Origin of the sequence: Mycobacterium sp. 4858 (genome assembly GCF_900240975.1) — a bacterium.
GTDB lineage: Bacteria > Actinomycetota > Actinomycetes > Mycobacteriales > Mycobacteriaceae > Mycobacterium.
In genome coordinates, this window is the sequence record NZ_LT968776.1 from 3,328,949 (window position 1) to 3,351,454 (window position 22,506).

24 protein-coding genes and 1 pseudogene are annotated in these 22,506 nt (G+C 61.8%); 11 read left to right on the top strand and 14 right to left on the bottom strand.

The annotated features are described in order from the left end of the window. Positions 1 to 4: 4 nt before the first annotated feature. From C1737_RS24435 to C1737_RS24455, 4 genes are all read right to left on the bottom strand, one after another. A complete protein-coding gene (locus C1737_RS24435; protein ID WP_174813833.1) occupies positions 5 to 250 on the bottom strand; it encodes a hypothetical protein in 246 nt (81 codons plus the stop codon). A 588-nt stretch (positions 251 to 838) separates the two neighbouring features. Beyond that, a complete protein-coding gene (locus C1737_RS24445) occupies positions 839 to 1,105 on the bottom strand; it encodes a cytochrome C oxidase subunit IV family protein (protein WP_102419668.1) in 267 nt (88 codons plus the stop codon). Further along, on the bottom strand, positions 1,105 to 1,704 hold the full coding sequence (locus tag C1737_RS24450) for a cytochrome c oxidase subunit 3 (protein WP_102419669.1): 600 nt from the start codon (positions 1,702 to 1,704) through the stop codon (positions 1,105 to 1,107). Before C1737_RS24450 ends, C1737_RS24445 begins: the two co-directional genes overlap by 1 nt. After that, positions 1,701 to 2,423: a hypothetical protein gene (locus C1737_RS24455; protein WP_102419670.1), complete on the bottom strand. Its 723-nt coding sequence runs from the start codon at positions 2,421 to 2,423 to the stop codon at positions 1,701 to 1,703. The genes C1737_RS24450 and C1737_RS24455 overlap by 4 nt, the downstream gene beginning before the upstream one ends. A 657-nt stretch (positions 2,424 to 3,080) precedes the next feature. Here C1737_RS24455 and C1737_RS26640 point away from each other — a divergent pair. After that, positions 3,081 to 3,311, top strand: coding sequence for a hypothetical protein (locus C1737_RS26640; protein ID WP_142393489.1), 231 nt, complete (start codon positions 3,081 to 3,083; stop codon positions 3,309 to 3,311). An 83-nt stretch (positions 3,312 to 3,394) separates the two neighbouring features. On the opposite strand, the gene C1737_RS24460 is transcribed toward C1737_RS26640, so the two are convergent. The 4 genes and pseudogenes from C1737_RS24460 to C1737_RS24475 all read right to left on the bottom strand — a co-directional run. Continuing rightward, positions 3,395 to 4,198 carry an SDR family NAD(P)-dependent oxidoreductase gene (locus tag C1737_RS24460; protein WP_102419671.1) on the bottom strand — a complete coding sequence of 268 codons (804 nt, stop codon included), beginning with the start codon at positions 4,196 to 4,198 and terminating at the stop codon, positions 3,395 to 3,397. Continuing rightward, positions 4,195 to 4,566, bottom strand: coding sequence for a carboxymuconolactone decarboxylase family protein (locus C1737_RS24465; protein WP_369807552.1), 372 nt, complete (start codon positions 4,564 to 4,566; stop codon positions 4,195 to 4,197). Before C1737_RS24465 ends, C1737_RS24460 begins: the two co-directional genes overlap by 4 nt. A gap of 94 nt (positions 4,567 to 4,660) precedes the next feature. Beyond that, positions 4,661 to 5,257, bottom strand: a complete 597-nt coding sequence (locus C1737_RS24470) for a TetR/AcrR family transcriptional regulator (protein ID WP_068057253.1) — start codon at positions 5,255 to 5,257, stop codon at positions 4,661 to 4,663. 67 nt (positions 5,258 to 5,324) lie between these two features. Then, positions 5,325 to 5,624, bottom strand: a pseudogene (locus C1737_RS24475) (SDR family NAD(P)-dependent oxidoreductase); the annotation flags it as partial. A gap of 263 nt (positions 5,625 to 5,887) precedes the next feature. On the opposite strand from C1737_RS24475, the gene C1737_RS24480 reads away from it, so the two are divergent. From C1737_RS24480 to C1737_RS24495, 4 genes are read left to right on the top strand one after another with little or no spacing between them, the layout of a single operon-like run. Continuing rightward, a complete protein-coding gene (locus tag C1737_RS24480; protein ID WP_102419673.1) occupies positions 5,888 to 7,090 on the top strand; it encodes an amidohydrolase family protein in 1,203 nt (400 codons plus the stop codon). 24 nt (positions 7,091 to 7,114) lie between these two features. Next, the gene (locus tag C1737_RS24485; RefSeq protein WP_102419674.1) at positions 7,115 to 7,321 is read left to right on the top strand and encodes a ferredoxin; all 207 of its coding nucleotides are present in this window, start codon (positions 7,115 to 7,117) and stop codon (positions 7,319 to 7,321) included. After that, on the top strand, positions 7,321 to 8,544 hold the full coding sequence (locus C1737_RS24490) for a cytochrome P450 (RefSeq protein WP_102419675.1): 1,224 nt from the start codon (positions 7,321 to 7,323) through the stop codon (positions 8,542 to 8,544). The genes C1737_RS24485 and C1737_RS24490 overlap by 1 nt, the downstream gene beginning before the upstream one ends. 1 nt (position 8,545) lies before the next feature. Beyond that, on the top strand, positions 8,546 to 9,352 hold the full coding sequence (locus tag C1737_RS24495; RefSeq protein ID WP_102419676.1) for an NAD(P)-dependent oxidoreductase: 807 nt from the start codon (positions 8,546 to 8,548) through the stop codon (positions 9,350 to 9,352). A 22-nt stretch (positions 9,353 to 9,374) separates the two neighbouring features. On the opposite strand, the gene C1737_RS24500 is transcribed toward C1737_RS24495, so the two are convergent. Beyond that, entirely contained in the window at positions 9,375 to 10,856 is a 1,482-nt protein-coding gene (locus C1737_RS24500; protein WP_102419677.1) for a class I adenylate-forming enzyme family protein, read from the bottom strand. Positions 10,857 to 11,012: 156 nt separating this feature from the next. Between C1737_RS24500 and C1737_RS24505 the strand changes: the two genes are divergently transcribed. The 5 genes from C1737_RS24505 to C1737_RS24525 all read left to right on the top strand — a co-directional run bounded on the left by C1737_RS24505 (position 11,013) and on the right by C1737_RS24525 (position 16,707). Beyond that, positions 11,013 to 12,509, top strand: coding sequence for an aldehyde dehydrogenase family protein (locus C1737_RS24505; protein ID WP_102419678.1), 1,497 nt, complete (start codon positions 11,013 to 11,015; stop codon positions 12,507 to 12,509). Next, on the top strand, positions 12,506 to 13,717 hold the full coding sequence (locus C1737_RS24510; RefSeq protein WP_102419679.1) for a CaiB/BaiF CoA-transferase family protein: 1,212 nt from the start codon (positions 12,506 to 12,508) through the stop codon (positions 13,715 to 13,717). The genes C1737_RS24505 and C1737_RS24510 overlap by 4 nt, the downstream gene beginning before the upstream one ends. 21 nt (positions 13,718 to 13,738) lie before the next feature. After that, a complete protein-coding gene (locus C1737_RS24515; protein ID WP_142393482.1) occupies positions 13,739 to 14,572 on the top strand; it encodes an acyl-CoA thioesterase II in 834 nt (277 codons plus the stop codon). Positions 14,573 to 14,602: 30 nt separating this feature from the next. After that, positions 14,603 to 15,823, top strand: coding sequence for an amidohydrolase family protein (locus C1737_RS24520; protein WP_067919802.1), 1,221 nt, complete (start codon positions 14,603 to 14,605; stop codon positions 15,821 to 15,823). Positions 15,824 to 15,912: 89 nt separating this feature from the next. Beyond that, on the top strand, positions 15,913 to 16,707 hold the full coding sequence (locus C1737_RS24525; RefSeq protein WP_102419680.1) for a VOC family protein: 795 nt from the start codon (positions 15,913 to 15,915) through the stop codon (positions 16,705 to 16,707). A gap of 371 nt (positions 16,708 to 17,078) precedes the next feature. On the opposite strand, the gene C1737_RS24530 is transcribed toward C1737_RS24525, so the two are convergent. From C1737_RS24530 to C1737_RS24545, 4 genes are all read right to left on the bottom strand, one after another. Beyond that, complete coding sequence (locus C1737_RS24530; RefSeq protein WP_102419681.1) at positions 17,079 to 18,194, bottom strand: epoxide hydrolase family protein; 1,116 nt, start codon at positions 18,192 to 18,194, stop codon at positions 17,079 to 17,081. 352 nt (positions 18,195 to 18,546) lie between these two features. Then, complete coding sequence (locus tag C1737_RS24535) at positions 18,547 to 18,861, bottom strand: acyl-CoA synthetase (protein WP_199182923.1); 315 nt, start codon at positions 18,859 to 18,861, stop codon at positions 18,547 to 18,549. 364 nt (positions 18,862 to 19,225) lie between these two features. After that, a complete protein-coding gene (locus tag C1737_RS24540; RefSeq protein ID WP_102420107.1) occupies positions 19,226 to 19,591 on the bottom strand; it encodes a hypothetical protein in 366 nt (121 codons plus the stop codon). Positions 19,592 to 19,846: 255 nt separating this feature from the next. After that, positions 19,847 to 20,626: an SDR family oxidoreductase gene (locus tag C1737_RS24545; RefSeq protein ID WP_102419683.1), complete on the bottom strand. Its 780-nt coding sequence runs from the start codon at positions 20,624 to 20,626 to the stop codon at positions 19,847 to 19,849. Positions 20,627 to 20,928: 302 nt separating this feature from the next. Between C1737_RS24545 and C1737_RS24555 the strand changes: the two genes are divergently transcribed. Beyond that, positions 20,929 to 21,234: a hypothetical protein gene (locus C1737_RS24555; protein ID WP_232074998.1), complete on the top strand. Its 306-nt coding sequence runs from the start codon at positions 20,929 to 20,931 to the stop codon at positions 21,232 to 21,234. 273 nt (positions 21,235 to 21,507) lie between these two features. Here the strand turns inward: C1737_RS24555 and C1737_RS24565 are convergent, their stop codons facing one another. Then, positions 21,508 to 22,248, bottom strand: coding sequence for a FadR/GntR family transcriptional regulator (locus C1737_RS24565; protein WP_067919793.1), 741 nt, complete (start codon positions 22,246 to 22,248; stop codon positions 21,508 to 21,510). Between the last annotated feature and the right edge of the window lie 258 nt (positions 22,249 to 22,506).

The window sequence follows — 22,506 nt, forward strand, 5'->3', positions numbered from 1 at the left end:
TTCGTTACCAGGAGTTGCCGAACCGGTCGCGGAACGTCACCGACATCGCCGGACGTCGACGCGGCGCGGAGAGCTTCTTGGCGGGAACGCCGAGGTAGATGGCGGACATCGGCACGATCGTGACGGGCAATCTCAGTACTTCCCGAACCCGGTCGATACCGAACGTGGTCAGACCCGTGGTCAGTGTGCCCGCGGTCACCCGTTTAGTGAACTCGGCCACCACCTCGTCCGGATTCCCGGTCAAGTTCATAGAGGAGAACATACTTTCTGCCATCTCAACGCTCCTCCGCGATCGGGTCAGCCGGACCTGCATCCCGACACTATGACAGTCAACTGTCACAGGTCAATGTGAAGGTCTGCTATTCACGTCCGACCGCCGATAACTACCATCTATAGCGTGGAACCCTGTTCGGAACTCGGACTCGTACGGGAGAACTAGTTGTGCAGGGGGCGGAGGAAAGTCGTCGAAATTACCGATGTTATCCCGCAATTGAGTGATGTCGACCGTCATGGCCTTCATCTTGGTAACCATGCTGTGCATCGTGGCCAAATATTTGCTCGATGGTCTTCTGCGGATCTCCGGCCTGTTTACGTGTAATGTCCACAACTTTCTGCATGCCGTTCGTCACGGCGCGGGAAGTAGTAGTAGATGGCGGGGATTGGGTTCGGCTTGTTCTGCTACGTCCGAAAGCCTCGTGCTCGCATACCCTTTGACGCTCAGGACATGAGCGGCCCGCGTCCGAGCGGATTTGAAATCGCCTTCCTCCGGACTGCCGGCCCGCGGCCTTGACTTTCTGGCTATCGTTCGACTGTACGCAGATGACCGGCCATGTCGTTTCTAGGACACGACGAGGTCCAACGTCACCAGCGTGGCAAACACTACGAGGACGTAGCCCTCGAATATGAGGCGCAGTGTGCACGGAGCGGCCCGGATATCCATGAAATGCAGGCCGATCAGCCGCACTTTGCACAGCGCGAGGCCGATGATGACCACGGCGGCCGCCGATGCCACGCCGGCGCCCTGTTCGACCCCAACGGTGAACGATGCGAACGTGAGGCCGATGAGCGCGGCCCATACCAGAGTCACCCGGCGCGTCATTGCCATCACCGCATCAGATAGAAGAGAGCGAACAGTACGACCCACAGCAGGTCGACCATGTGCCAGAAGATGCCGCCGGCCTCGCACAGCATCGTGTCGCGCCCACTCAGCTGTGGCTTGCGGCTGACCGTGATGAGCCGGCTCAGCACCACGCAGCCGATCAACACGTGCGCCAGATGTATACCGGTGAACATGAAGTAATACGAGAAGAACTCGCCGCTGCCGACGGTCTTGCCGTTACCGAACAGATGCAACCACTCCACGGCCTTCACAACGACGAAGCCCAGTCCGCATGCGAGCGCGGCACCGAACAGCCGGAGCGCTGAGCGGTGCACACCAGTGAGGACTTGCTGTACGGCCAATGCGACAAACAACGAACTGCTCAGTAGCAGCACGGTGTTCATGGTGCCCAGGGCGACGTTCAGGCTCGCGTGATCGCGGGCGAAGAGCTCAGGGTTCTTGGCGCGTGAGTACATGAACGTGGCGAAAAACAGCGCGAACACCGTCATGTCGCCGAGGACGAATACCCAAATCCCTTCCTCGCCGGGAATGCGTTTGGGTTCTGTGGCCCGTGCCCGTGTCTCGCGGTCGGCCGTTGCGATCATGCGCCTGTGCGGTGGAGGACGGGCTCCTCGCGGTCGTCTGCCGGTTGCGCGCCAATCGTTGTCAGCAACTGCCAGGTCATGACGAGGAGCCACGCCCCGAAGAACACGGCAACCAGCCAGAACGCGAGCAGTCCGTTCCAGGCGAACACGCCGGTCTTGAACAACACCACGAGACCGCCTGCGGCGAAGATGAAACCGCTCCAAAAGTTGTAGTAGGCCACCCATCTCGGCCAGACGGGGTGCGGCCCCTGGTAGCCGAAGATCGCAAAGCCGATCGCCAGGCACTGGATGGTGGCCGCGGGCCAGTTCATCACGAACGGCAGCCAGCCGAGGTCGTTGAGTGCCTGGGTGATCTCGGGATTGCGCTCGGGGCGATACGACGCCGCGGCGAACGCAAAGGTTGGTAGGACGATCGCCATCACCGCAAGGCCGGTGGCGATCAGCTGCGCGTAGGCAAGCGGGGAGAACCTGCCCTCGAGCTGCCTGATCCGCACGGCGATGAGCGCGCCGAAGGGTACCTGGAGTCCCGCCGCCGCCAGCAGGACGACAAGTCCGGTGCGCTTCACCCCGGTGTTTGTCGACCAGAACTCTGCGACCTCGCCGGCGGACTTCGTGGGAGCCATCGGAGGGAGCAGGCCGACCATGATGATGCCGGGGAATAGGAGCAGCAGGAAGGCGGCGCCGCTCCACGCCATCGTTTTCTGAATGCCGGTCGTCATCACGAACTCCTCATCGATGGTTGATAAGGCATGACGCTACTTAGAGTTCGACTCGAGAGTCAACGAAATTCTGTGTTGAATTAGAAAAAACTCCTCGGCTGAATAGGCGCTCGCGCACCTACGGAGGCTAGTTCACCATGGTGGTGTCGGAGCTTGCCGTCACACGGACAAGCCCCAATGCATCCGAGCCCGCTCGTACTGGCGGTGCGACGGTAGGGGCGGCGATTGCGGCCCTGTGGCTTGTCGTAGCGGTGCAGGCGCTGGTGCGGTGGGTCTTTTCACCTGACTTCGGGCGGGCCCGGTTGACCGTATGCCGACGTGGAATCTGGTGGCACTGAGAGTCTTTGAGGGTCTCAGCCTTGCGCTCTTAGCGGGGGTGGTGTGGTTCTGTGTCGTTCGACCATGGCGGCGGACCGGCAAGCTGAGCCTCGACGGCAAGTTCCTCCTCGGAGACGGCTCATCGATCGGGATGCCCGTGGTAGTAAGCCGACCTGCCGCGCATGTCAGGCCACTCGCGCTCGCCGCCAGTCAGAACGGCTGGTCCGGCGACTCGCGAGGCCAAACTTAGCTGCATCGGACGAGGCAACGATCGGGCCACTGACTATGGCCGGCGGTACCAAGGATAGTGGACACGAGGATGCGTCTGAAAGGATCGAGATGATTGAAGCCGCACCAGCTTTCGCCTTCGTATGTATGAGTGACGATTTCCATCCAGGTGGGCCGACTGCCGTTTCGAACCGAATCGGTGCACTGAACTTCGGCGTCGAAGACGCGGCGATGCCGCCGAGATGGTCGAAATCGAAATTGGGTGACGGCGATGTGCTTCAAGTAGTCCAGCTGTTGTCGCTGTGCCGGCGGATTGCGCAAAATCCGGCGCCGGCCGCATGAAGTGGCGAGCGGAGATGCATGGATCCGCAGTCGAGGTGCGGACCATCATTCTGCCGCCAGGATTGGCACCAATCCGCTGCGACCTACGTCGGGATGATGCTCAGGGTGGCGCCGCCGTCAACCGGAAGGATGATCCCGGTGATCCACGCGGCATCGTCGGACGCAAGGAACACGGCTGCCTTGGCGACGTCGAAGGCGCTGCCCTGTTTGCCCAAAGGTACGGTGGAGTCCCGCATCTCCATGACCTTCTCGCGGCTGAGGCCTGTGCGCTCGACCAGTTGATCAACGCCAATCGGCGTTTCCACGGCTCCGGGGGCGATCACATTCACCCGCACATGATGTTTGGCGTACTCCTTGGCGAACGACCTCGACATGGAGTTCAGCGCTGCTTTCGAGGTCGCGTATCCGATGTTCTCCGGCCCGGCGAGAAACGAGGCCAACGACGAGATGTTGATGATCGACCCTGACCCCTGTTCGCGCATGATGGGTCCGAGATGCTTGATGACCTGCCATATTCCGTCGAGGTTGATCGCGAACATGCGGTTCCAGAAGTCCAGATCGATCTCGTCCGTGGCGCCGGTCGAGATAATACCGACATTGTTGTGCAGCACGTCGACGCGGCCATAGTCCGAGCGGACGCGTGCGGCAAGGCCTTCCACGTCTGCCGTCGCGGTGACGTCCACTTCGATCGCCGCCGCGGTACCGCCCTCGTCATGGATCATCTTCACGGTGGACTCGGCGCTCTCCAGCACACGATCGGCCACTAGAACTGTTGCGCCCTCGCGGGCGAACGTGATGCATGCCGCACGCCCGTTTCCGATCGTGGCCCCGGCGGATTGACCACCGCCGACAACGACCGCGACCTTGCCGTCGAGTCTCCCGGTCACTTCGATGCTCCAATCGGCTCGTCGGTCTTGTGGGCGCCGATTGCGCCGGCCGCAACCTGACTGGCATTGGCGGCCGCCGGGAATCCCAGATAACCCGACAGGTGGTAGATGACTTCTTCCAACTCGGCGCGCGTAAGACCGTTGCGAAGCCCGATCTGGAAGTGTTCCCTCAACTGGTCGTTGGCGCGGAGCGCGATCAGGGCACCGATGGTGACGAGGCTACGAGACCGCCAGTCCAGGCCGGGCCGCGTCCACAACGCACCGAACAGATTGTCGGCGCTGAGAATGCCGAGTTCGTCACCGAACCGCGGCTCGCTCTTGCCCTCACCGATTTTGGCAGCGATATCGGGGCAGAGTTGGGCGAACACTTCCAGCCCCGCTTGTATGCGTTCTGACATGAATCTACTTCCTTATCTATGACGGAACCAGGTGAGTGCGGGCCGCTTGATCCGGCAGCGAGGGTCAGGGGGCATGCGAGTGTTTCCCTTGCTGTACGGCGCACGCTGCCAGCGTCAACTCGACGCACCGATCCCATTCCTCGGGACGGGCTTCCTGTTCGGACGACAGAGCCAGCGCCAGGCCTCGAATCAGCCGGCGTAAGTCGCGTGAGGTCACCTCAGAACGCACCCGGCCGGCGCGGATCCCCAATGCGATCAGCTCGTCGCTCAACGTCGCGAGTCGATGCGCGTCATCACCGACGGCATGCGTGTCGACATCGAACACCATGCCGGCGATGCGGTCCTGGCGAATGCGATGGATGACGTCGTACAACGCCTCGGCCAGCGCCGTCCATGGATCGCCCTGGCGTGCCTGCAGAATCGCCTCACAAACGCGCGCCTCGATCCAAATCGTTTGCGGTTCAAGAAAGGCCGAGATCATCGCCTCCCGGCTGGGGAAGACCCGGAACACCGTGGCCTTGCCGATGCCTGCCGCGCGCGCGACATCTGCGTGAGTGGCAGTGCCCTTGGCGGCGAACAACTCTCGCCCGGCATGGACGATGCGCTCGTAGTTAGCGCGTGCATCGGACCGCTGTCGTCGCGCTTTGGCTGTCGGTGGCATAGGTGGACCTCCCTGGCACGGCACCTACGCAGGTTAACATGAAACGGACCTAGGGGTCCACTTGTTCCAGCACCGTGTCGATATGCCCGAACTGCTCTACACCTGCGTCGAACGCGGCCTGTAGGGCCGACTTATGCCGCACGTCGGCCGCCTGGAACTGAATCTCTCGGCCCGTTCTCTGGACGAGTCGAGCTGTCTCTTCGAGGTCTTCCCACGTGCCCAACCTGTACGGCACGGCGTCGATGTCGCGGCAGATGTCCACGGCGACGATGTTGGCGCCTTCTTCTGCGAGAGTGACTGCATGCGAACGGCCCTGACCGCGTGCCGCGCCAGTGATGAAAACGACGCGACCGTCAAGCAAACCCACGATCTGTGTCCCTTCCTTCCACCGAGACGCATGCCAGCTGGACCTGGCTGATTAGTGCCGTGTGAGCGCGAACGAGTCGGCGCGTTCGACAAGTACGCAGGAACCGGATTGACCCACACGTGCTTGAAGGACTTGTTCGCGACATCGCTCAGGTATAAAATTCGAAGCACATATAGAATATGTTCATAAACAGATTCTGGTAGAACACTGAGCCGGACGGATCTCAGCCGGGTCCGGCGGGGCACGGCGCAAGGGAGCGAAGGATGCCGTTACAAGACACCCATCAGATCGTGTCGGTCGATGACCACCTCATCGAGCATCCACGTGTGTGGCAAGACCGCTTGCCGCAGAAGTATCGGGAGGCCGGACCCAAGATCGTCGAGATCAACGGCCAGCATTTGTGGTCGTATGACAACACGCTGTATCCGACGATCGGGCTGAACGCGGTTGCGGGCAAGCCACCGCAGGAGTGGGGCACCGATCCGGTGCGCTACGAGGATATGATTCCCGGTTGCTACGATCCTGCGGCGCGGGTGGCGGACATGGACCTCGATGGGGTGCAGGCGGCGTTGTGCTTTCCCTCCTTCCCGGGGTTTGCGGGGGGGACGTTTTATCGGGGTAACGATCGCGAGCTGGCTCTGCTGTGCGTGAAGGCGTGGAACGATTTTCACATCGACGAGTGGTGCGCGACGGCGCCGGACCGGTTCATTCCGCTTGGTTTGCTTCCGGTCTGGGACATCGACGCGTGCGTCGTCGAGGCCGAGCGTCTGGCCTCGAAGGGGGCGCGTACTGTGTCGTTTCCGGACAGCCCGGTGTCGTTGGGTCTGCCGTCGTTTCACTCAGATCACTGGGACAATCTGTGGCAGGTGTGCTCGGACGCGGGCATGCCGCTGGCACTGCATTTCGGGTCGGGCGGTTACGTTCCCGGATTCTCGTTCTCGGGGACGAGCACATTCCAGAATGATCTGGCTAACCAAGACGTTTCGGCGCCCTTCGCGGTGGCGATTGCGTTGTTTGCGACCAATCTCATGTGGTCAACCGTCGATCTGCTGTTCTCCGGCAAACTGCAGAAGTTTCCGAACCTTCAGATCTCGTTATCCGAAGGCGGTATCGGTTGGGTGCCTTACATTTTGGAGCGCACGGACTACGTGTGGGAGCGTCACCGCTACTACCAGCCGATCGATTTCGACGCGCGCCCTTCTGATCTGTTCCGTTCCCACTTCTGGGGCTGCTTTATCGATGATGAGCACGGATTGACCAACCGCCATGCGATCGGTGTTGATCGCATCACCTTGGAGATCGACTTCCCGCACTCGGATTCGAACTGGCCGAACTCGCGCAAGCGTGCGGCCGAAGTGCTTGCCACGGTGCCCGATGACGAATGTGCGCTCATCGTCGAGGACAACGCGCGGCGCATGCTCAACTTCCCAAGGACGGCCGAGCCGCAACCCGCCGCCAATGTGTAGCGGGTGAAGACAACGGGAGGCCGAATGAGGGTCGCGGTGGACCCGCAGCGATGTCGAGGACATGCACGCTGCTTGACGATAGCGCCCAACGCCTTCGAATTCCTCGACCTCGAAGAGCGAGCGGTGACGAGCCAAAACGGAATCGCGCTCGAGGACAAAGATTTGATCCGAAGAGCCGAACAGGAATGTCCCGAGCGGGCGATCACGATCGACGACCTAAAGGACGCGTGATGACGACTATCGACTCAGGCACCGAGGCCGCCTCGACCGACCTCGACCACCATTCGGCGTACTTCCGGGAGAACAATTTCGCGATCTACTATGAGTTTCGCGATCGTTGCCCGGTTTTGCACTCGACCGCATGGGATGGGTTCTGGCTGTTTCTCGGGTACGACGCGATCGTCGACGCCGCGCAGGACGCCGAGTTGTTCGGCAATGGCGTGGAGAAAGCGGTGCCGGCGCTGTCCCCGGATCCGTTGATTCCCATCGACATCGATCCGCCGCTGCACGGCGCATGCCGCCGTATCGTATTGCCACGCTTTTCCCCGGGCGCTGCCCAGCGTTGGAGGCCGCGAATTCGCCAGTTAGCGGCGGAGTTGGTCGACGACTTCATCGAGACCGGCCGAGCCGACATCGTCCAACAGCTGACCACCCCACTGCCAGCGCGCTGGATCCTGCAGATGTTGGGTCTGGACGACAGCCGTTGGCCGGAATGGGTGGAGTGGATCCATTCCGCCATTCATGACCGCTCGCACGACCCCGAGCGGGCCAGCAATGGCGTCATGAATATTTACGGCGCCATCGTGACCGCGATGCAGCATCGGCGGACCAACGGTTTCGGCGACGACTTGATCAGTGTCATCCTGCAAGCCGAAGTCGACGGCGCGCCGCTCACCGAGGAGCAGCGGATCGGGTACATCTTCCTCCTGCTGCTTGCCGGTATGGACACGACGAGCGGACTGACCGGTAATGCGCTGGTTCGGCTCGAAGAAGATCCGGCATTGCGTCAGCAGTTGATTGACGATCCCGAGCTTCTCGATGCTGCGACCGAGGAGTTCCTCCGGCACGACACTCCCACGCAGGGGCTCTATCGAGTCGTCAAACGGGACTGTGAATTTCACGGTCACAAGCTGCGTGCGGGAGACCGGGTCATGTTGATGTTCGCCTCGGGCAACCGCGATCCGAAGGTGTTCGACGAGCCTGAGGAGATCGACCTGACCCGTTCGCCGAACCGCCACCTCGCGTTCAGCCTCGGCGCTCACCGTTGTCTCGGCTCCAACTTCGCCCGGGTGATGTTCCAGGAGATGATCTCCGAAATCCTCGCCCGTCTGCCCGATTTCGCGATCGACGGCGAAATCGTGCGGTTTGAGGACGCTGGTGAGGTCTACGCTGTCCGCCATTTGCCCATCCGTTTCACGCCGGGTCCTCGTCTTAATCCCGGTTCGGGGCCATGAGATGTCACGAGTCGGTTTCTTCGGTGTCGGTCAAATGGGTGCGCCGATGGTGTCGCGGCTGCTCGATCGCGGTCAGCACGAAGTCGTACTCTATGCGCGCCGACCCGAGGTATGCGAACCTCATGTCGCGCGTGGGGCTGGTTTGGCCGGCTCGCTCAAGGAGCTCGCGCGAGCCAGTGACGTGTTGATCGTGTGTCTGTTCTCTGATCTGCAGCTGCGTGAAACGGCTTTTGGCGAGGAGGGTTTCCTTGGTCATCTGCCCGAGGGTGCGATCTTTGTTTCGCATACGACGGGTAGTCCGGCGCTCGTCGCCGACATCGCCCAGACGGCGCCGCATATTCGGGTGGTCGACGGGCCGATCAGTGGAGATTCGGAAGACATTTTTCAGGGCAGGCTCACGGTCCTGTTGGGCGGGGAACCTGACCCGGTCGATACTGCGCGCGACGTGGTGGGTGCTTACGCCGATCCCATCATTGCGACCGGTGCGCTGGGCAGCGCGTTGCTGGTCAAGCTGCTCAATAACCTTCTGTTCGCGGCGAATTCGCAATTGCTGGCGGGTACCGCCGCAGCCGGAGCAGAGTTGGGCTTGGACGAGGGGTCGTTACTCGCCGCGTTGAGTGCGTGTAGCGGCAGTAGCGCGGCCCTTCAGCGTGTGCGGCAGGTCGGCGGTCTTGCTCCTTTCGAGGGCCGCGTGACGCCGTATCTGCGTAAGGACGTCGCGACGGCGATCGCGCTGGCCGAGGAGATGGGTGTGTCGATCGACTTTGTGCGCGGTGTCGCGGAAAAAGGACCACTGGCCGTGACGTGATTCCGCCCGGGGTGTCGCCGATTCAGGCCGTCAACTGCTTAGCAAGTTCACGCTTCGCGACCTTGCCCAAACCGGTGAGTGGAAACGCATCGAGTATGTAAAGCCGCTCGGGCCACTTCTGCTTCATCAAGCCCCGTTCATCAAGGAAACGGCAGATCTCTTCGAGTGTGACATCGCGGTGCTTGGGTGATCGTTGGACGACCGCGCAGACGAGCTCGCCGCGTGCCTCGTCGGCAAGGCCCAGTACGGCGACGGTGTCGATGAGCGGGTGCGCGAGCAGTTCGTTCTCGATCTCGGCGGGAGCAATGTTCTCACCCTTTCGAATGATCAGATCCTTGATCCGACCGGTGATCACCAGCCGGCCGTCGGTCCGCAGGTATCCCGTGTCCCCGGTTCGGAGCCAGCCTTCCGGCGTGACAGATGAGGCCCATTGCCCATCATCGACATAGCCGGGTGTCAGGACATCGCCGCGCACTTCGACCTCTCCCGACTCCGCGATACGGACTTCGGCGCCGGGAACGGCGCGGCCCGCGCTGTGCGACTGCTGCTCAAAGCTGTCCGACGCCGGGCTGGCGGTAATAGCGGGGGCTTCAGTCATGCCGTAGCCGTGCAGTACGGGCACCCCGAGCACGAGTCTGATCTTCTCGTGCAGCTCTGGTGGGCAGGGTGCACCGCCACCGATCAGCATGCGAAGTGTGGGAATGACGGGAGCATTACTGCCCGAGGAGAGCTGTGCGGAGAGCAGCATCTGGTAGAACGCCGTACTTGAGCCAGTGAACGTCACTCGATTGGCTGCAAGCACTGCGGCGATGTCCGGCCCGACCCGCGGCAGCAACAGCACCGAGAACCTCCCGATAAGGGCGCACGAGACATAGAAGATGCCGCCAACGTGTGCGATGGGAAAGTTGATGGTCCCAACGTCGTCGGGCGCGGATCCCAGCCCGAGATACTTCACGTAGCCACGCGCCGCGGTCAACAGCGACTTGTCGCTGTGTCGCACCCCTTTCGGGCGCCCGCTCGTTCCGGACGTGAAGAAGACCCATCGCGGGCAGTCCGACCGGAAGTTCGCTGCAGTCTCTGATGGCTGGTCATCGGGCATGGTCCGAAGGACGTCGAGGAAATCGGAGGGCAGGCAAATCACGGGTGTATTCGATGGTGCGTTGTGCTGTGTGGTCTCGTCAACGATCAACACGTCGGCGCTGGCGATTTCGAGTGCGGCGGCTACCTCACGCTGTCGGAACAAGTGCAGCACCGGGACCTGGACGGACACGCTTCGCGACAGCGCCAGCATCAGGACTGCGGCAGCGCAGTGACTGGGTAGCTGCCAAGCGACGGTCATGGTGCTATTGATGCCGTGTGCGGCCAACCAGCGTGCCGCGGCAGCGGACAGGCAGGACACCTCACCGAGGGTCAGTACCGCGCCGGTGGGTTCGAGCAGGAGGGGGCTGTCGGGGCGCTCCAGTGCACCAGCTTCAAGCTGTTCGACGACCGTGCCTGGGGCCACGTGCGTTCCTCCGTGGAGTAATCTACTTAGTAACAGAATCTAGGATAGTAACGCTGCGTTCCGCACTAGGCACCGTCGATCGCGCGAAATCAGATAAATAGTTATCTATTATGGTTTACGCTAGAGGGTGCCGCCAGCCCAGCGAGAGGACATTCCATGACGACTTCGTCGGTTGCCACTCCGACAGTTCCGTTCAATGCCGAATCCCGCTTGTACATCGACGGGAAGTTGCGGGACTCGTTGACCGGAATGACCGCCGACAACATCAATCCGGCCACCGAAGAGGTGCTGGGCGTGGCGACCGACGCCGGCGCAGAGGATATGCAGGCGGCGATTGGCGCTGCGCGGCGCGCCTTCGACAGCACCGACTGGTCGACGAATCACGAGTTCCGTCAGCACTGCCTGATGCAACTCCACGAAGCCCTCCAGGCGGAGAAAGAGGACATCCGCGCCGAGCTCGTCGCCGAGGTGGGTGCGCCGCTTTCGTCGACATACATTGCGCAGCTCGAGTGGCCGATCGTTGACGCCGTTCGGTGGCCGGCCCGGTACATCTCGGAGTTTCCTTGGGAGCGGGCACTTCCCGACGGTGTGCTGCTGGGCGCGCCGTATCACCGTAAGGTCGTCAAGGAAGCGGTCGGCGTCGTCGGTGCTATCACGCCGTGGAACTTTCCGTTCGAGATCATCAGCAACAAGGTGGCGCAGATCCTCGCGACCGGCAACACCATGGTGCTCAAACCGGCGATCGAGACGCCATGGAGCGGGCTGCGCTGGGGCCGTATCGTCGCGGAGAAGACCGACATCCCAGCGGGTGTGTTCAATGTCGTTCCAACGTCCGACAACGACGTCGCGCAGCTGCTCGCCACCGACCCGCGCGTGGACATGGTTTCCTTCACCGGCTCGACGGCGGTCGGCAAGTTGATTCAAAGACTGTCCGCCGAGACCATGAAGCGAACTCTGCTCGAGCTCGGCGGCAAATCGGCGTACATGGTGCTCGATGACGCTGACATGGAGGCGGTTCTGCCGGGCTGTATGGGAGCGCTCATCCATTCCGGCCAAGGCTGCGGATTGACCACGCGAATGCTGGTACCGCGGCAGGTCTACGACCAGGCGGTCGAAGTTGCCACTGCGACCTTTGCGGCGGTTCCGGTCGGTGACCCTACCGATCCTGCGACGTTCTGCGGTCCGTTGGTGTCGGCCAAGCAACGTGACCGCGTGTTGAATTACATCGAGATCGGCAAGCAGCAAGGGGGCCGGGTGACAGTCGGCGGGGGAAGGCCTGACGGGCTGGACTGTGGGTACTTTGTGGCGCCGACCGTTTTCGCCGATGTGGACCCAAGTCACCGTCTGTTCCAGGAGGAGATCTTCGGGCCGGTCATCACGATCACCCCCTATGACGGCGGCGACGATGGTCTGGTCGAGCTGGCGAATAATTCAACCTACGGTTTGTCGGGTGCGGTGATGGGATCGCCCGATCGCGCCATGGCGGTGGCCGGGCGAATCCGCACCGGCACGTTGAATCTCAACGGTGCCATGTTCTACGGCGCCGACGCACCGTTCGGCGGTTACAAGATGAGTGGGCTGGGCAGGCAAAACGGTCACGAAGGCTTCGAACAGCATCTTGAGACCAAGACGATTGGATACACCAGCGCATGACTGATGTGCTCAGCGGAATTCGCGTCGTCGAGCTCGCCGCATGGACGTTCGTTCCGGCTGCTGGTGCCGTGCTCGCCGATTGGGGTGCCGACGTCATCAAGATCGAACACCCCGAAACCGGAGATCCGCAACGCGGACTAGTCAATTCGGGAGTTGTCGCCGGCGCGGGCGGCGTCAACCACTTCATCGAACAGCCGAACCGCGGCAAACGCAGCATCGGTCTGGACACCTCCAGTCCAGACGGCCTGGAGGTGTTGATGAAGTTGATCGAAACGGCCGACGTGTTCCTCACCAACCTGCTGCCGGACTCTCGGCGACGCATGGGAATCGACGTCGGCCAGGTGCGTGCGCGGAACCCCAAGATCATTTATGCCCGCGGCCACGGCTACGGCACCAGGGGAGAAGCAGCAACGCATGGTGGCTTCGACCTTGCGGCGTATTGGGCGCGCGGAGGGATCGGTGAGGGCTACGCCGCCGGCAACGGATCCTATCCGCCGCTTCAGCTGCCGGCGTTTGGTGACGTATATGGCGGCCTGTCAATCGCCGCAGGAATCGCCGGGGCCTTGGTGAAGCGCGAGCGAACAGGTGAACCGTCTATTGTCGACGTCTCTCTGCTCAGCGCCGCCATCTGGCAACTCGGACCCAACATCGTCGGCGCGGGCATCACCGGTCAGGACGTTCCCAAGTTCTCGCTCGAGGAGATGCCCAACCCGGGTGTCAATCTCTATAAGACGCGCGACGGCCGGTTCATCGCTTTTGTACTTCTTCAGGCTGATCGGTTCTGGTCTGATTTCTGTACACGCCTGGGTCGCCCGGACTTGATTTCGGACGAGCGATTCGCCACTGCGCCCATGCGTTTCGAGAATCGCAAGGAGTGCATCGCCGAGTTACGGGCGGTCTTCGCAGCGCAAGATCTCGCGCATTGGGAGGAGTCCTTCGCCGGGTTCGAGGGCGTGTGGGACGTGATGCGTACCGCGCGCGAGATCCACGACGACCCCCAGGTGATTGCAAACGGATACCTGCCCCGCACTACTGACACCAACGGCAACGAATTCGCCTTGGCCGGCAGCCCGGTCCAGTTCGATGAGACGCCGTTATCACTGAGGTGCGCACCAGGACACGGTGAGCACACCGATGAAGTACTGGCCGAACTCGGCTACGACGAAGACCAGATCATCGACTTCAAGGTCAAGTCGGTCGTACTTTAGATGGTCGCCACTGTCGCCTCCTTGATCGACCTGCTTGACGTCCAACGCGTCGCAAGCGATTCCTACGTAGGGATCACGCCCGACATTGGTATGCCTCGGGTCTTCGGCGGACAGGCCGCGGGTCAAGCTCTGATGGCAGCGGCCAAGACCGTCGAGGAAAAACGTGTCCCGCACTCTGTTCAGACCCACTTCCTCTCCACGGGGCTAATCGGGCCGCCGATTGAATTTCACGTCGAGCGGTTGCGCGACTCCGGCTCGCTGTCCAACCGGCGGGTCATAGCCGAGCAGCAGGGTCGACAGCTGCTTTCCCAGCAGGCCGCGTTCCACGCTCCAGAAAACGGACCAGAGCATCAACTGGCTGCCGAGGCTGTCGACGGTCCTCCGTCGGCTGGCGCGGGCCTGCGTCCATTTCCCGAGGACTGGCCGGAATTCTATCGACGATGGTCTTCTCTGGAAGTCGACTGGTACCCGGATTCGCATGTGCGCGGACCTCTCACGACAACCGGCAGGGGTACGCTGTCGCGCCAATGGGTGCGGACATCGGCACCCTTCGACGCTCCCCAAGCGGTCCACAGTGCCATCGCCACATGTGTCGCTGGCCTGACATTGTTGATGAGCGCCTTTACGCCCCACGAAATCAAGCCCCATCGCGATATCAAGACGTTCACCCTCGATCATTGTCTATGGTTTCATCGCCCCTTCCGCATTGATGAGTGGCTGCTCCTCGAGCAGGTGTCGCCCAGTGCCTCGGAAGGCAGGGCGTTCTGTATGGGCCGGCTCTTCGGTGGGCGGCAATCACGTGGCCTCTGTGACCCAGGTTGGTCTGGTTCGAGAGTGGTAACTCATGACTTTTGATTCGTGTCAACATAATTGGAGGAGACACAGATGATCATCGACGCAGACAGTCATGTGTGCGAGCCGCCGGATACTTGGACCTCGCGGATGCCGTCGAAGTGGGGTGAGCTCATTCCGCGGATTCGTTACATCGACGATCTGGAGATGGATGTCTGGTGTATCGGGGACGAGATCGTCAACTCCCTGGCCTTTACCGTCTTCTATCAGGAAGCGGACAATCCGCTGCCGCATCGCCGAGAAGACGACTTTCCCGAGGTGCCGCAACGCGTCGAGGAGGTCCACCCGTCGTCGTGGGATCCAACGGAGCGGGTGAAGGTGATGAACGAGGCCGGCATCAACATGGCAGCGCTCTACCCGAACCTCGGGCTGACGAATCCGGATCGCTATCGCACCATCCCCGGAGCCACCCTCGACTTCCAATTCGACGTTATTGCAGCGTTTAACGACTTCGTCCTGAGCTGGGCTGAGCGGGAGCCGGGCCGGTTTATCCCGCTCGCGGTCGTCCCGTACTGGGATATCGATCGGTGTGTCAAAGAACTGGAACGCTGCGCTGCCCTCGGTCACAAAGGCTGGGTCTTGTCGGGCACACCCGAATACCACGGCGAGCCGCCGCTGTCGGATCGGCACTGGGACCCGATGTGGGATGTCATCAATGCATCCGGGGGCCCGGTCGCTTTTCACGCCGGCACCACGATGAACCCGGCTGAGTACAGAGTCGATCCGACTCAACGCACGGTGGGCGGGGACCGGGTCCGTGCCGTCGTCGATGTGGTGAAGTCATTCCTCGACAACGCCAACGCCTGCAGCAAGCTGCTGATGTCCGGGGTGCTGCCTCGTTATCCCGACATGAAATTCGCCATAGTTGAAAGTGGCGCAAGCTGGGTGCCGTTCCTGCTGGAGTCCCTCGACGTCCACTTCCTCCGGTACCGGCCGTGGGAAAACCGTCCCGAACTCAAGGCCGACGAACTGCCGAGCGAGGCATTCCGGCGCCAGGTCTTCGTCAACACCTGGTATGAGAATCTCCGCCCCGACGACCTCGCGCTGCTGCCGATCGACAACATCATGTTCGAGACGGACTATCCACACCCAACGTGCCTATTCGGCGAAGAGATCCAAGATTCGCTGACGACCAAGCTGAGCGCGCTCAACGAGGAGGACCGCAAAAAGGTGGCCTACCGAAACGCGATGCGTTGCTTCAACATCGCTGAGCACGAGGTCGGTAGGATCCCAGGCGCTGCGCTGCCGATCTGATGGTGACCCAGCGAAATACTGGCGCGTCGCCTGCCGCGGAGCAGGACGGCCGGATCGCTGCCACACATGGATCGATCCAATGCCTGGAGATGCAGCACATCAACATTGCTGCGCGGGACCTCGAGCTCACCATGGCACACTTCACCGATGTCTTGGGCGCGCAGTACGTGTACGACATACCGGCACCCCATTGGCATGCCGTGCTCGTCTACGTTGGTGGCGTGCTCTTCGAGCTCTTTGTACCGGAACATTTTCTGCTCAACGGCAGATATGGCCCCCACTACGTGGGGATCGAATACCAGGTGCACGATCTGAGTGCCACCCGTCACCAGCTTGCCGCCCGCGGTGTGGGCTTGATCAGAGACATCGGGATGGCTTTTCACACCGAACCGGAGCCATGCATGGGAATTGCGTTCGAGTTCTACGACCACAGTTTCCACAACGAGCCCTTCGATTGGAAGGAACCCCTCAAGTCGGCCGACTATTGGCGGCGCGATCATCCGATCGGGTACACCGGCCTGAAGCGCTACAGCGTGGCCGTCGCTGACCACGACGCTGGACTGGCCTTTTTTCGGGACACATTCGTCATCGACGAACTCTACGAGGAAGACCGTCCGTTCATCGCCGGAAGGGTGACAGGTTTTCAGTTGGCGGACACTGTGGTCGAGTTGATCAGCCCGACCGGCGCCGGTGTCATCGACCGTCACCTGCGACGGTGGGGCAATGGTGTGCGGTCGGTTGTCTTCGGAGTTCATGATCTCGGTGCGGCCGCAGCCCATTTCGCCGGCCACGGTGTCGAGCTAGCTCCGGGCGACCAGACCGACACTCTCGCGATTATGCCCGCCGACAATCGGGGCGTGATGATGGAGTTCGCTGCCGAATAGGTGTCCGCATCGGCCCACACCCATCATGCGGATTGGCATGGTGAGCCGGGGTAGAAGAGCGGCGCCCGGTTGCGCGGATGCCGAGCAGCTGCCCAAGCTGAGTACCGGAGTCGGGCTGCGGCATGGCGCGCTTCGCTGACGAGGTCGAGATTTCGTTGTCGAAATCTGCTGCACCACAGTGAATCCAGCCGCGGCGAGCATGCCATCGATCACGACGGGTGGTGAAGCCGCGACTCCCCGTATCGCAACCGCGGTGAGCGGACGCAAAATCGCGCACCGGCCTGTGCGGTCGAACCTCGACACCGACCCGACATCCTTGCACTCGGCACTGAGTTTGACGCCATCGCGGGTTGACCAACCAGCCCGATATTTCAGCTCTTTCGCACCGTAGCGAAGAATGACGTCACGTCGTCGACGAAGAGCTCGGGCTGCTCGAACGCGGCGAAGTGACCGCCGCGCGGCATGGACGTCCAATGCGTGATGTTGTAGTTGGGCTCGCACCAACTACGGGGAGTCTTGAATACTTCCTTCGGAAATGCCGCGATGCCGGTGGGTACCTCTACGCGATCGAATTGACCGCCGAAGGTGGAGAAGAAACTCTCCCAATACAGGCGGGCCGACGACGCCGCCGACGCGGTCGTCCAGTACAGCATCACGTTGTCGAGGAGCTCGTCGCGTGTCAGCACGTTCTCCGGGTGGCCGTCGCAGTCCATCCAACGCCAGAACTTCTCAACGATCCACGCCATCTGCCCGACCGGTGAGTCCACAAGACCGTAGCCGAGGGTCTGCGGCCTGGTTGCCTGTTGGCTCGAATAGCCTGAGTCCCAGCGCTGATAGTAGGCGAGGCTGTCTAGCGCCTGTTGCTCTTCGTCAGTCGGCTGGCCCATGTCCGCCGGCGGAAAGCTGACCGGCATGTTGAGGTGAATGGCGACGCATCTTCCGCCGGCACGGCCCAGCTGTGTGGTCACGGCGGCGCCCCAGTCGCCGCCCTGCGCCCCGTACCGCTCGTATCCCAGACGGCCCATCAGCGTATCCCACGCGGTGGCGATCTTCTCGATGCCCCAACCGGTATTCGTGGGCTTGCCTGAGAAGCCAAAACCGGGTAACGACGGGCACACCACGTGGAATCCCATTTCCGTCAGTGGTTCGATCACCTTGTGGAACTCAACGATTGATCCAGGCCAACCGTGGGTGATCACCAGCGGCAGCGCGTCGCTGCGCGGGGAGCGCTGATGAATGAAATGAATCTCCAGGCCGTCGATTTCGGTGGTGCAGTGATCGAACCTATTCAAAGCCGACTCGCGTGCGCGCCAGTCGTATTCGTTCGCCCAGTACGCAGCCAACTCGCGGGTGTAAGCGAGCGGCATGCCCTGGCTCCAGTCCTCGACGCATTCGACCTCCGGCCAACGGGTTCGCTCCAGCCGCGCCTTCAGATCGTCGAGTGCGGCATCAGGAACCAAAATACGGAAAGGCTTGATGGAGGGCATGCGTCCGTTATAGCACAGGTTGCAGTAATCATATAAATGTATAGCTGTCTGCGGATTCACGACCCGGGAGGATCGACTCCGGTCTCAGGATCTCGATGGCCCGCCCGACGGCGAGTGGTTTGATACCCATTTCTCACGTTGAAACGTGTTGGCGAAACGGCGATCTGCGCTCTCGACCGCCCGCAGGGAGCCAATGCCATGGCTCCAGCGATCAGTAGTCGGCGGGGATCCGGAGCTGGCTGGATTAATGATTACCGGTACAAGTCACGTATTTGTGAGGCGACTGCAACGCCTAGTGCAACGCCGGGGGAACGGGCCGGCCAGCCATCCACCGCTCCGGATAACTCACTCGTCAATTGGTCGGGTGGATGTGCGACAGGTTGCGCTTAGCTTTGCCGGCGTACCCGAAGAACTTTTCGAAGTTCTCGTCGTTTATGGGGTGTGCCGAATTGCGTTTCGCTGCCGCGCGAAGCGCGGCCAAACGCGCTCGAGCCTTCGGCAGGCCGTCCGCGGAGCCGGTCCGCTCGAGATGCACGACGTCACGCTCGACCGCCGCGATCTCGAGGCGAAGCCGCTCGCCTGCTTCTCCAAAAGTCAATAGGTCGTGGTCGTCCTCGTCGAGCTTTTCGCGTGATGGGACGGCGCCTGCCTCATCGTCGCTTGCCATGGTCATCCTTTTCGGGGGACGGCAATCAGTGATGCCCTATCGTACCGAGCTCGGGGCGGGCCGACAGGCACTTCAGCGCGTATGCGCGAGCGCTGCGTGATGGAGGAACTTAGCCAGGTCCTCCCACGGTTCGAGATTATGCACTGAGACCCAATGGTTTCGGTAGCACTGGCCCTTCTCCTCCCATTCGTCGCCCACAGCTCTTGACGGTCTTGATCGTTCATCGTGGCAAGGTCGGCGGGAAACGCTCCGCTGACTGCCGGTATTGTGAGGCCTCAGGCGGCAGGTCGACGGGATCGCGTCGGATTAATCCGTCGGGAGACTCGTTCGGTGTGCAAGATGTCGAGGATCTCGCTCGGGCGTCCTACAATTTCGCGAGCCGGCGCTTACCGACCGGTGTCCACCCGGTGAGCGAGATGGTGCCCAGGTCCAGCGACTCGCCGAGCGTGAACTTTCCTGCCATCGACCTTGCAAGGAATTCCTGCATCACTTGTTCGGGTTCCCGGTCTAGTTCATAGATCACCAGGTACCGGTGAGTCGGGGGTGGCAGCACGGCGGGCAATTCCTGATCATCGGGAACGTTGACCTCCGAGATCGCATACCGTTGCGCCGCAACCACTCCGGGTACATCAAGGACCTGGGGTATGCCCGTGTTGTCGTACCACTTGTTGAAGGCATCGTCCTCATCAGCGATCGGATTGCTCAGCACGATGAGCACGTTTTTGGCCACGGCGGACACGTTATGACAGGTGACTGCCATAGTCAATTGGGTGACCTTATGCATCCTTGCGTCGGGGCGCCCGTTTCTGACATGGGTAGGCGCCGCGGCTGACCAACCCAATGAGCTGTCCGCCCTGCGCCACTGTCGTTCGCGTCGGCCATTCTTCGCGGGCTAAAGAAAGGATTGGGCAGGATCGGAACGTGCTCCGTCAAAAACGCTTGCTGACACAAGATTTCAGCGTGCTTGGCCGGTGTGAGCTGCTACTCAACGCGGAGTAAACCGTTGTGCGCCGTCGAGACGCATCACTTCGCCGTTGACGTACCCGTTCGTCAGCAGGAAGACCGCAGCATCGGCGAATTCCGCGGGAGCCCCGAGGCGTTTGGGGAATGGCACGTTGGCGGCGAACTTGGCGATGGCCTCTTCTCCGACCGACTCCATGATCGGCGTCTTCATGGTCCCGGGTGCGATGGTGTTGACCCGAATGGCGGCGGAGCTGAGGTCGCGCGCGGCGGCGATCGTCAATCCGATCACACCGCCTTTTGCCGCAGCGTAAGCGGTTTGACCGATCTGTCCCTCGTAACCGGCAATGGACGCCGTGAGCACCAATGCGCCTCGTTCGCCGTCGGCCTGGGGTTCCGCGGCCGCTATGGCAGCGGCGACGAGCCGAGCGACGTTGTAGGTCCCGTTGAGATAGAGATCGATGGTCTTGGTGAACCCCGCAAAATCGGCCGGGCTGCCGTCGCGCTGCACGATGCGTTGTGCGACGCCGAATCCACCATGCGCGACCACGGCATACCGCAGCTGGCCGAGGTGGTTGGCCTGTTCGATCGCTTCCTCGACGGAGTCTTCGCTCGTCACATCGGTACTGACGAAACTCGCGCGGCTGCCCAACTCGTCGGCGAGCGCCTTGCCCTTGTCTGTGGCCAGGTCGGCGATCACCACGCCGAGGCCTTCGGCGTGCAATCGCCGCACCGTGGCCTCACCGAGGCCGCCCGCGCCTCCGCTGACGATCGCGGACGCACCGTTGAATTTTTCGACTGTCACTAATTCTCCTTTTGTGTGGACTGAACCTGTCATAAATTGCCGATCGCCAGGTCCCACGGATCGGCAGCAGTCTGGGGCATCCGGCCGAGCCGACGCGCATAGCCGGCCGGTGTGCCGTAGTCGTTTCTCCAGCTCTGCGCGCGCCGTGTCACGGCTCCTCTCGCCCGCTGACACGGACATGCGAGTCAAATGCTATAACTATATATCGCATTGGATCTGCGATCGCGGCGGGCCCCGTCGCGCAGGAGCGAGGCCCTATGTCCCATGGCTTCTGTGGAGAAGCGCGGCGCAGCGTCCACATCGTGAGCATCAATCGGCGGGAAGCGCTCAACTCCGTCACCGAGGACGTGCACCACGTGTTCGCCACGAACTGGAAGGCGCTCGACGCCGATGACGACGCGGTGCCCGACGAGGCGCTGGCGCTCGGCGAGCGGTTCGCCGCACTGCCGCCGCGAACTTTACGGGTCGTCGAAGGTGGCACTGAACATGCACCTTGCCCGGCTGCACAAGATGTACTGGAGTACGCGTTCGCGGAGAAACTGACGTCGTTCTCGACACCAGAGTTCAAGGAGCGAGTCGCCGCATTCCGCGCTCGAACCAAGAAGTAGCCGCTAGCGGTAGGCGGTGACGCGTGCCGCCGGCGCAGGCTTGCCGTCCCCCGATCGCGCGTGCGGCGGCGACGGCGGTGCCGCGCCCGATTCGCAGCGGCACTGCTTTGTAGCGGGACCGGTCGCTGGCAGTAGAAGGGACACAGATAGTCCACCCGGACCGACGCGGTTCGCATCGGCGCGCCGCCAGTGTTCACCGTCGCGCATGCGGCCAATTCGAGCCCCGCCGACGCCAACGGCGTCGTTGAGGAACGAGTCTATGTGTTGGTGCTGTCAGTCGAGAAGGTCGACGACGGTGGATAATTCCGAACCCGACAGCACAAACTCCTCCGTCTTGCGTAGGTGCTTTTTCCACAGCTCGCCGACCTGCTCAGCATCCCCGGCTTTGATCAGCTCCAGCGCCATGCGGTGCGTCTTTGCCGATCGGCGGATCGCCTGCTCTGCGCGAGCACCTTCCGTGGGCTGTAACGAGCGGTTTGCGTTCACGATGATGTGATGCAACATGTCGCTGACGATCTGCAAGGTCTTGTTGCCCGACAGCCGTGCGATTGCGACGTGGAAGTCTGTCAGTTGGACCACGGCATCGCTGCCTGGTTTCAATTGCTCCTCGGCTTCGACGATCTGCTCCAAGTCCGCGATTACTCTTGCGTTGCGCTGTTTGGCCAGCTGCACCACCATTGGCGTCTCGAGAGCCATTCGCGCGTCGTAGACGTCTTTGAGCGTGACGCCTTCGTACTCGAGAATCAGTCCGGCGTAACGGGCAAGCGTCTCGCGTCGCGGTCGGGTGACCCTGGCGCCGCCACGTACGCCACGCTGGACGACGATGAGCGATTCCGACTCGAGAACGCGGAATGCCTCGCGCAGCGTCGGTCTTGACACGCCGAACCGCTCCATCAGTTCTGACTCCGACGGAAGCATCGTCCCTTCGGCGATCTCGCCACGGATGAACATCCTGCGCAGCACGGTGGCCACGCGATCCGCCATCTTCGGCTCACGAAGGCTGGTGAGCTCCATATCGATCCTTCCACCGATAGTGGTAATCAACTAATTATTTGTAGGTTAGCCGAACGGGGCTGCATAAACCGAGTTACGCGCCCACCCAGTGATCAAGCTCATTTCTGGCACCGCATCGCCCGGCCCATCAGGTCCTTCGTGCACATCTGCTCGGAGATGATCTGGTTGAACCGGAAATCCTTCACACCGAGTCTGCCGTACTTTCCGTCGATCACAGCTGACTTAGCCGCGTCGGTCCGACTTCTCCACATAGGGAAG